The sequence below is a fragment of the Empedobacter sp. GD03797 genome, assembly GCF_029842105.1.
Classification (GTDB): Bacteria; Bacteroidota; Bacteroidia; order Flavobacteriales; family Weeksellaceae; genus Empedobacter; species Empedobacter falsenii_C.
Map to the genome: position 1 here is coordinate 1 of NZ_JAOCFS010000058.1, position 3666 is coordinate 3666.

Here is a 3666-nt window from a genome sequence, read left to right on the forward strand (position 1 = left end):
AGATTTTAAATAGTTAAGAATTTCATTATTAACTTCGTTTAATTCAATTTTATAATTTTGTTTTTCTTCTATATTTCTAAAAGTATCAGTATGCTTTAATAAAGTAATTACATCATCTTCTGCTAAATGTGGACATAATCTAAATTTTATTGAAATTAAATCTATTTTTATATTTTCTTCATCAATATGTGATAAAAGATGATCTAAAATATTGAAGTCAACATTTATATTATTCTCGTTTATATATTCTATTAACATTGAAACAATTCTTTCTTCTTCAAAATCAATTTTATCAAAATCATTTAAAATCAATTTTACTAGAAAAGTTGCTATTTCCTGTTCACTTTCCTTTATTAATCTTGAATAAGTATATTTATCGATTTCTAATTCATTTAAATCTAAATCTTGTCTGATGTAATTATTGATAAAGTGAAGTTTATTTTCTTCATTTATTATATTAAAAACTTCTGTGTTTAAATCAACTCTATTTGTAGTTATAATATATTCAATGAACTTTATATAATCAATATAATCTTCGATTTCATCAAATTTAATATCGGTAGCATCAAAAATTCTAAAATCTTCTATTTTATCAGATTTTATTAATGAAGCTATTAATTCTTTATCATTTTCAATTGATAAATCTTGATCATTCTCTATTTCATTTTTATTCAAATTGATAAATGACAATAACTCATCTGTTAATTGAGTGCGTGAATATATGATCTTAACATTATTCCAACTTGGTTTAACTCTATTATATTCTAAAAGTGGTTTAAATAAATTATCATCAAAATCAATGACTGAGATATCAATATCATGTAAATCTATTTGAAACTTAATATCCTTAATATATCTTTTAGTGTAATCTGAATCAATGTTTTCATTTGTAAGAATCCTGTTTAATATTGATATTCCATTACCATCTTCTTCTGTCACATTAGAAAAATATATATTTTCTAAAAACTCTTTAATATTTTCATATATGTAATCATCTAAAGGTTCAACACTAAAATTCCATAAATTAGATAATTTCCAATCTTTTATATTTTTTTGTGTGATTTTTGAATTAATTACTTCCAAATTAGATTCATTAATATAGTACATATTATTTTTATAAATATACCTTTGAATATCATCATTAATAAAATGATTTAAATCTGTTATTTTATATGAAACATTCATATTTAAAGAATTGATATCTTCTTTAGTAGCCTCTTTTAGAATTTCTTCATTATATTTTAAATATTCTGTTAATTTTTTTTCAATATTTAATTTAATTAAGAGTTTATTCCGTTGATTTTCTTTTTCTTTAATTATACTGATAATTATAGCGTTGATGATTTCATTTTGATTTTCCAAATTTTTCCAAAATGACTCACTCTCAATTAATTTATAATAAAATTTAAATCTATTTTCTTGGCTTAAAGAACTAAATGCACCAGCAATAAAATCTTTTTGAAATTCTTCGTCAGATAATAAATTAGAATAAAATAAACTATACTCATACTCAAATTTATTTGAGTTTTTTATTAAGAAATCAAGGATTAAATAATTAAATATTGCTCTAGAATTAAAATGACTAGGAGATAAATCTTCCATAAAGTCATTTATATTTTTAATTTCATAGTTGAACTCTGGATTAACATTATCTAAGATTTTATTTCTGAATTTTAAATCATTAAAATCTAATAATCCTTCATGTTTATGAGAGATATAATTTAGATATTGTTCATTGATATAACCATATTTAATTAAGAAAAAAAGTAGTTGATTCTTATGTAATATTTTTTTGTTATTAGCAGCTTCATTATTTTCAGTAATTTCATTAACTTTAGTATATGTTGATAAATTCTCATCTGAATATCTATTAATAAGTTCGCTAACTGATTTTGACTTAACAATTCCAATTGATTTATTTAACTCATTTTTTTCTTTTTGAAGTTTTTCTATTTCATTTTCGCTTTTTTTCTTTATATTTTCATATTCTTTTTGATAATTTAATCCTGAGTTTTTTATTATGCTTTCAAATGTTATAGTAGTGCTTACAAAATTATTATATCCATTTTGTTTTATTTTAATATCATCTTTTAATGTTTGAAAATTTTCATTTTTATGAAGATTTTTTAAATTAATATTATCATTATTAATTTTAATATTTCTTAAATTATTATAAGATTCATATAATAATAACATAAATGAGTTAATCATAATCTTATTTAGACTTTCAATATCAGGTATATAAAGAGTTGCTAATACTGAAATTTCTTTTTCAATCTCTTCTATTCTTTTAGTCTTATTTGAAATGCTATTTTTAATAAATTCATCTTTATGATAAAAGATAGAATATACAATACTCTCAAAATTATTGGACAATAGATTTACATAATCATTTGTATAGAAGTTCTTGTAGACAATAATCCCAAAAATTTTATCTAAAGGTAATTCACTTGCAATTAAAGTAATGTTCTGATTATTCTTCTCCCAGTTACTTATATATTGTTGTTTAAAAACTATAAACTCATTAATTAGGTTTATAGCTGTACGTGTATCATTTATATAAGGAGAAACTTCTTTTATTAAGTTTTTAAGTTTATTATTATTTAACAAATCACCTTCTAACTCAGATATTTTTTTTGTGATAAACTCACGAGATGTATTAGAATTAATAAATGGAAGTACTGGTATTATTAAATCAAAGAATTTTGTCTTTTTATGTTCATCGTCTAGCAGATCATCTTTTACAGCGTATACAAAAGTTACTTTTTTATGCTTAAGATCTTTTGAATTATTTAGCTGTTCATTAACTTGTCGAAGATGAGTAAATATTGATAGTGATCCATTAAAACGATCTAAATCTTCAATAAAAACTATTTCTACTTTAGAATTTAAAAAAAAGTTTAAAATTTCATCGTAATATTTGCTTAAAATAGATTCATTTAATTCTTTATTATCATTTGTAATTTCAATGTCTGTAGGAGATATTTTAGTAATTCTAAAATTTATTACATCATCATATAACCTATATAAAACTATAAAAGTTTGAATTATGAATATAGTTACATAAATATTTTTTTGATACTCCCAATACGGAAAAATTGAAAGTTTTCCATTTATTGAAGAAAAAAATATATTAATAATCGTATATAAGTAAACTACTATAAAAAAAATAGACCAAAATTTATGATTCCATGATTTATTTGCTATTCTTTTGAACCTTGAATTATTTAATTTTTCATGTTTTTCAGAGTATATAATTTGATTTACGATATTAAATTCAATCTCTTCTTTTTTGATTAATTCTTCATTGTTTTCAAAATTTGCGAAGGATATAGTAAGTGAAATATCCATTAAATTTTTATTTTTCACAAAGGATTTAATAATACTACTTTTTCCAGTACCATAAGAACCGGTTATAGCAATATTTTTAACATCATTATTATTAATACCCCAACTTAGTTTATCTGTATAGTTTTGTATATCTTCATTTTCTAAGTGAACAGCGTTAAGATGAGAAAATTGCATTTCTTTCTCTTCTTCTTTTTTTTCAAAATGAGATTTAATTTTTTCAATGTAATTAATGATAGCATTACAGTATTTAATAATTGATTCCTTTGAAAACATTTGTAATAATATATAAGAGTAAATGTACGAATCAATTTAGTA

1 protein-coding gene is annotated in these 3666 nt (G+C 20.7%); it reads right to left on the reverse strand.

Annotated features, from left to right (window positions below; all coding sequences use genetic code 11):
- A partial coding sequence (locus N5D90_RS16955; RefSeq protein WP_280063454.1) for a hypothetical protein occupies positions 1-3624 on the reverse strand: 3624 nt, incomplete at its 3' end.
- Positions 3625-3666 lie beyond the last annotated feature (42 nt).